General features: G+C 55.3%; 5 protein-coding genes and 3 pseudogenes. 1 reads left to right on the forward strand and 7 read right to left on the reverse strand.

The annotated features are described in order from the left end of the window. A partial coding sequence (locus tag ASE07_RS28445) for a helicase C-terminal domain-containing protein (RefSeq protein WP_156396991.1) occupies window positions 1-157 on the forward strand: 157 nt, incomplete at its 5' end. Between the two features lie 530 nt (window positions 158-687). On the opposite strand, the gene ASE07_RS24690 is transcribed toward ASE07_RS28445, so the two are convergent. The 7 genes and pseudogenes from ASE07_RS24690 to ASE07_RS24715 all read right to left on the reverse strand — a co-directional run. Next, window positions 688-1,419, reverse strand: coding sequence for a hypothetical protein (locus ASE07_RS24690; RefSeq protein WP_156396993.1), 732 nt, complete (start codon window positions 1,417-1,419; stop codon window positions 688-690). Window positions 1,420-1,726: 307 nt separating this feature from the next. Beyond that, on the reverse strand, window positions 1,727-2,725 hold the full coding sequence (locus tag ASE07_RS24695) for a CesT family type III secretion system chaperone (RefSeq protein WP_082584459.1): 999 nt from the start codon (window positions 2,723-2,725) through the stop codon (window positions 1,727-1,729). 127 nt (window positions 2,726-2,852) lie between these two features. Next, on the reverse strand, window positions 2,853-3,743 hold the full coding sequence (locus ASE07_RS24700) for a LysR family transcriptional regulator (protein WP_057293484.1): 891 nt from the start codon (window positions 3,741-3,743) through the stop codon (window positions 2,853-2,855). Between the two features lie 22 nt (window positions 3,744-3,765). Beyond that, window positions 3,766-4,098: a pyruvate kinase alpha/beta domain-containing protein gene (locus tag ASE07_RS30975; protein WP_162256949.1), complete on the reverse strand. Its 333-nt coding sequence runs from the start codon at window positions 4,096-4,098 to the stop codon at window positions 3,766-3,768. Window positions 4,099-4,129: 31 nt separating this feature from the next. Next, window positions 4,130-5,128, reverse strand: a pseudogene (gene pyk / locus ASE07_RS24705) (pyruvate kinase); the annotation flags it as partial. A gap of 8 nt (window positions 5,129-5,136) precedes the next feature. Further along, a pseudogene (locus ASE07_RS30535) lies at window positions 5,137-6,316 on the reverse strand (ABC transporter ATP-binding protein). A 57-nt stretch (window positions 6,317-6,373) separates the two neighbouring features. Continuing rightward, window positions 6,374-6,638, reverse strand: a pseudogene (locus ASE07_RS24715) (hypothetical protein); the annotation flags it as partial.

Here is a 6,638-nt window from a genome sequence, read left to right on the forward strand (position 1 = left end):
CCAGAAGGTGGTGCAGGCAGCCGGACGAGTCATCCGTACGCAATCTGACAGAGGCTACGTTTATCTGATTGATGATCGCTTCGCCCGTCCGGAAGTGCTTGGCTTGCTTCCTGCCTGGTGGAAGGTGGAGCGGCTGACTCAGCATCTGTCTGAATAAGCAATGCGAGTGTGGAAACACTTTGGCTAACAGCCCCCACTACGAATCCCAGCCCTCAATACCCTGAATAACGGTCAACGCGAAGAAACTTCATCGTCACAAGCAGACAAAACGGAAATTGACCCGCTCACCCTCTGGACGTTGGCCGATAAACACTTTAAATTCGAATGAATTAGGGCCTGTACGTATTCTTTTCCAGTCCCATCAATTCCTTAATGCATCGGGTCTGCGGGGCAATCCCGGGAAAAATCACAAAGACGTAGCAAGATTGAAGTTCATCTGGACGCAATCCGCATCGGCCCCGACTCAAGTCGCACTTGTCGATTATTTGGTCAAAGTCAGTTATGACAAGCAATTGCGTCAACTGCGGCTACTCGGTTCATGCGGCAGAGCGCCATTATCCAAGCAGTGGTGCTCTCCTTCCCACATCGTACCAAGGCAATCCGGCCAGACGGTGAATATTTTCCTGGATCGAACTGCCGCATAAGGTCGACATCGACAAGCTTTTTGGCGCGGCCTAGGAATACCTACTAGCCTACCGCGCTGCTTCCCTTTCGGCCAAGCGAGCTAAGATCTTTTACCCTGTCATCGTCCAGTCCAAGGATTCCCTGCATCGGTGCACCGCCGGAGCGATCACTCTTGGTATGCGCAGCGCCGACAAGAAGTACTGAACCAGCGTCTTTACCGCCACGTTCGATGATTGTGGCCGCCATTACTTTATTTCGGTTGCGCATGCCTCTTGATGATGAGGGACTACTTTCGATCGCATTATCGACCCAATGAACCTTTACTCCAGAGGTGGTGGCAATTTCGATTACCTCCACCATGCCAATCGTGTTTTTATGGCGGTCGTCAAGCATTTCTAAGAACGGTGCAACTTCTCCTATCCATAAAGGACTGTCTGAGAGCGGTTGACTCTTCTCCGCCATCCCCCGCAGATGATCACTTACATGTTTCCCGTGCGTGCCGGGCCGGTTATCAAACATGTCCAATTCCAGGCTTCCCAGTTCCAGAAAAAGGTTCTTTACTTGTCCATTGAATATTAACTCGGCTAGAAGCGCCCGCGCGGCCGGCTGGGTATGGTCTTCTCCAAGGATTAATGGTCCGTCCTTTAGTAGTTTCACAGCACTGCTAAGTTCTGTTTTTAGCGTCTCCCGTAGGTGCTTCGGCACCCTGCGGTCATCCTCCATGAAGGATTTGTAGGGGGAGAGTTCCCTGATAATGTCGAAACATTCGGCAGCGCTCGTGTCAGGAAGCGGCAATTCCGTAGCCCTCTCCGGCAACCTTGCTGATGACGAGATCGATGCAGATGAACTCGTCGTAGATGTTTGCGGCTCGCTGAAATTGTCTGTAGCGCTTTGCCGGCAAAGAACCAGATCAACAAATAATCTGCGGAATTGGGTCCATGGTGGGTTTCCCGGTCGTGGTCCGGTCCCTGTGCCATGTGTGATATTGGCCGCACTCTGATCGCGTCGGGGCTCGCGTGAGAACGCGCTAACAAATTGGCTGCATACTCTATTGAAATTTGGAGGTGGCATATTTATTTCCTGTTTTAAAAATTGGCCTTGCCTATTGTTGCTTCGCCCATTCCGGCCTGTACTTGCGTGACGCCGGTAAAGGCTCAAGGAAATGCACCAGGCGCCATTCACCCACTTTCGCAGCAAGCTCGGTCAGCGTACGATGCAGGATGTTCGGCGTGAGCGTCTCCAGCGAGTAGCTTTTTTCAAACAACACGCGCGCGCTTTTCGGGCAGATAGAAAAAGCGGGATCTATTCCGTTATACAGATACCAGTTCATCGTAAGTAATGTCTTGCAAGCATCCGCAAGACGTTCACCTGGCAGTTCACCAAAATCGCAGCGAACCCGCAGTAATGGACTTCCCTGCTGTTCCTTGCACGTCAGCCAAAACATAATGCCGTCCACGGTAACTGATTCGCCCAGGACAACAAGTGCCGGATCGGGTGGCGCTGCCAGTGTGCAAAAGGCCTGGATTAATTGAGTGACGCGCTCGTCCATCGGGCGGGCTGCAATAAGAGAGCTGTCTGCTGACTGCCTTATGGACGGTGCTCCGGACGATATCGCTCCATTTAAAATGGGCTTCGGCGAACGGGCTGGATGAAGAGAGGAAGCCTGCAGTCCAGGCAAGCCGCGAGATGCAGAACCGGGTTGCGCTCCTGTTGCAACGCGAGCCTTGCGCCATTCGACGATCTTCGCGGCCAGGTGAACCAGGACCTCGCGTAATTGCTCTGAAGCGCTCTTTCGGTTGAGCGGGTAGCGGTCGGTCAGCACGCCGCGGCCGGTATCATAAGAGAGGGCATAGACGGGCTCGCCGTCAACGCCCATATTGGCTTCGAGCAGATTCAGATACGGTGTAGCACCGCATCCAGGCGGAAATTCTCCGAGATCGCCATAGATGATCACGGCTGCTGGATTGAGTTTCTCGTTGTGGACGAGCGAGAAGTCCACCTGATTGACGATAAGCGTGCCGCCGTCCAGGACCCGGTTCGGGTTATCCATGCCGCACTGCCTGCAAAAGTCCTCGATCAGATATCTAAAGTCTTGGTTCATGGGTAGCCCGCATTGAAATGCGCGCCGTTCAACACCCGGCCACGCTTATCGTAAGTGGTCTCCCGCGCATCAAGGGTTCCTTCGCGGACAAAGTTTTCAAACAGACGAATGAAAAATCAATGCGCGTCTACTCTACAGACACCCCGCCCCAGGTATCGCGCAGAATGGACAGCATGCCAACCAACACCGGGTCAAACTCGGCATCGACGCGATACAGGAAAGAGAGTTGCGTATCCACCACGGCATGGCTCCAGATGGCAATTTCTCCTTTTTCCGCCGTAATAAGCGCAAGGTCTTCTCTCATCAGCGACAAACCGAGTCCGGCGCGTACGAGACTATGCGGAGAGGTCAGCTCATCCGTTTCCATGACGATGTTGGGACGAAGGCCTTGCCGCCCAAACATGGATACAAGTAACTGGTGTACATGGCTTTTTTCCGGCGCGCCTATCCAGGGCATGCCTGCTATTTCTCCCCAACCGCAGGCAGGAAGGCGGTCACTGTAACTTTTAGGTGCGACGACACGATAGCGGACGCCTCGCAACGCAAGGCTGGCGACATCGGGGTTATGTACGGTTCCAATGTAATAGCCTGCGGCGATTTCTCCGGATGCCACCGCATCGAGTACGGAAGCGGCAAGTCCCGATCGTGTTTTGATTTCCAGCAGCGGAAGAGCGGTCAGCAAGCCATTGAGGAAGCTGCCAAGCCTGAGCAAGTCCGGATCGCCGACGGTGCCGATCAATACACGTCCGGTGATTTCGCCTTTCAGCTCCTTCGCTTTGGCCAGCGTCGCATTGAAGGCGCCGAGCGTCTTTTCGACTTCGGGGAGCAGGATCTCTCCCGCTTTTGTCAGTGAAATACGTCCATGCCCGCGATCGAATAAGGTAATGCCGAGTTCTTGCTCCAACGCCTTGATATGGCCGGTCACGGCAGGCTGGGTTACATGCAAGGCATCAGCGGCCTTGGTAATGTGCCCAAGCTTGGCCACTGTAATAAAGGTGCGTAGCTGATAAATTTCCATAGAAGATATGCCTGCTTTCCGCTTATGTCCACGCGATGCGCATTAGATTGGTCGATCCCGGCGTTCCAAACGGCATGCCGGCCACAATGACAAACGGCCGGCCCGATTCCGTGAAACCCGCCTCTTTTGCCTCGCAAAATACATCGTCGAGCATGTTTTCAACCGTTGGCGATGCAGCCGAATGTATAGGATAGACACCCCACACCAGCGACAACATGCGTGCCGTTTCGAGTGACGGAGATAATCCCAGTATGGGCGATCGCGGCCGCGCTTTGGCGACCGCAAGACACGTTGAACCGGAAAACGTATAGGCAGCGGTAAAACAAAGGGGAAGGAGTTCGGCTATTCCACGCACCGCAGCGCTGATGGCCTCCGTCGCGCTCCACGCGTTGCGCAATGCGGTCTACCGCCGCAATAGCCTCGGTCGCATATTTGCCGCTGGCGGTTTCCGAGGACAATACGACCGCGTCTATGCCGTCGTACACAGCGCTCGCAACATGGCTGGCTTCAGCGGCCACGGGTACGGACCGGTGTTCCATGGAATCCAGCATTTGTGTTGCCGCGATCACTGGTTTACCCTGCGCCCGGCATTCGCGCACAATCGCTCTTTGGGTAACCAGTACATCTTCCATCGGAAGTTCGACTGAGAGTGCTTCGCGGACGATCATGACCGCATCTGCTGCTGCTACGATTTCTTGCAAATGCTCCAAGGCTTCCCGGCACTCGATCTTGGCAATGACACGGGCTTTTCCTTTTCCATCGATCTGCTGATGAAATGCCAGCAGATCCAGTTTGCTTTGCACAAGCGATAGCGCCATCCATTCGACGCCTATAGACAAGCCGAAAGACAGATCGTCGAGATCTTTTTCAGTTAACACCGGATCGTGTAACGGTACATGCGGAATCTTGAGTTCCTGGCCATCATGAATGCGTCCGCCGGAGAGAACTCGTGTATGGATCGCATCCCCACCGATGGTCTCAATGCGCAAGCGAATTGCTCCCTCCTCCAGATATACGTCGCCTCCGACCTGGGCCGATGCATAAATGGCAGGATAGGGTAAACAAACCCGGTTGTGGTCCCCTAATCCCGGCGACAGGTCAAAACGAAACCCCTGTCCGGTAACGAGTTCGACACCTGATTGACGAAATCCGCCGACACGCATGGTAGGACCTTGCAGATCCAGCATGATGCCGAGCGGACGGCCAATTTCTGCTTCCGCTTGACGAACCGCTTCGATCAGCTTTCGATGATCATTACGGCTGTCTCGTGCCAAATCGATCCGGAATACGTCGGCTCCAGCATCAAAAAGTCTTTTGATTTCCTGAGGCGTGCCAGAAGATGCGCCTAAGGTGGCGACGATTTTCAGGTTTCGATTTCTGCACATAGTGTCTCTCACAACGGTAAATACCGGATTTGTGAAGTATCTATTCCTATACGGACCGAGGTGGAGCGCGCAAAAGGAGCCATTCCACAATAATGGGCCTGGTCTGCCGTGATGGCGATGTTGCCAACTCGCACACGGTAACGTGTGAACTCGCCAAGAAACTCGATATGTTCAATCAGGCCGTTGAGCCAGATGTACGCGCCGTCAAGAACCGCATCGCCGACCGTCATCCGTATGGTATGAGGACGGAAACTCAGGGCCATTGGTCCCGAACGTGCATCCGGATGCTTCGGCAAATTGATCTCGCCGATACCGGGTGCCTTGAAACGAAGCAGGTCGCCACCAACCTGTCTGATTTCGCCGGTAAGGAGATTGGCGGTGCCGACAAAGTTGGCCACGAACGGATTGGCCGGATAGTCGAACAGCGCGGCCGGCGTACCCAGCTGCTGCACAATGCCTTTGTCCATCACCGCCATCCGGTCGGCCGTCGTCATCGCTTCTTCCTGATCATGCGTGACAAACACCGTGGTAATGCCAAGCTTGCGTTGCAATGAGAGGAGCTCCTGCCGCATTTGCACGCGCAGCTTCTTGTCCAGGTTCGACAGCGGTTCGTCGAGCAGCAGCACCTGCGGTTCGATCACGATGGTGCGCGCCAGCGCAACACGCTGCTGGCAGCTTCTTGTCCAGGTTCGACAGCGGTTCGTCGAGCAGCAGCACCTGCGGTTCGATCACGATGGTGCGCGCCAGCGCAACACGCTGCTGCTGGCCGCCCGAGAGCTGGTTCGGACGCCGGTTCGCATACTGCGACAGGCTCACCAGTTCCAGCGCTGCTCCCACCTTTTGCCGGATGGTTGCCTTGTCGACGCGCCGCTCGACCAGGCCGAATGCGACGTTGTCCCAGATCGTCATGTGCGGCCACAGCGCATAGCTCTGGAACACCATGCCGATGTTGCGCGCATGCGGCGGCACGCCGGTGATGTCGCGGCCGTCGACCAGCAGCTCGCCACGCTGGTGCTGGTTGAAGCCGGCGATCAGCCGCAGCAGCGTCGACTTGCCCGAGCCGGACGGGCCCAGCAGCGCAAAGAACTCGCCCGGTTCAATGCGCAGGTTGATGTCTTTCAAGACTTCCGTCTTGCCGCCGTCGTACGACAGCCCAATGTTCTTGCACTCTACTGCGATCTTTTTCAGTTGCTTCATGATGTGAACTTGTCTCCTGAGGCGTAGCCGGTAGTGTTGGTGCTACTGTTATATAGCTATTGGTTTTATTGTTGTTGGTACGGTTGGTTCTTCGTCATCGACCTGACGCGAACGGGTCAGCGCCGAGGTACGCTCGACGATCACATGCGACGCATACGTGCCCAGCGCCACGATGACCACCGCCAGCACCCCCATCGCCGCACCCGGACCGCGCCCCGCCACGCTTTGCATGTACAGGTAAATCCCGTAACTCATCGGCGCCTGCGATTCCGACGTCGTCAGCAGGATCGTCGCCGACAATTCCACCGCCGCC

Origin of the sequence: Noviherbaspirillum sp. Root189 (genome assembly GCF_001428545.1) — a bacterium.
Classification (GTDB): Bacteria; Pseudomonadota; Gammaproteobacteria; order Burkholderiales; family Burkholderiaceae_D; genus Noviherbaspirillum.

What these genes read in the sequence shown, in the direction of transcription:
- ASE07_RS24700 (WP_057293484.1), bottom strand. Translation starts at nt 3,743, where the DNA reads ATGGAAATTTATCAGCTACGCACCTTTATTACAGTGGCCAAGCTTGGG.
- ASE07_RS24695 (WP_082584459.1), bottom strand. Translation starts at nt 2,725, where the DNA reads ATGAACCAAGACTTTAGATATCTGATCGAGGACTTTTGCAGGCAGTGC.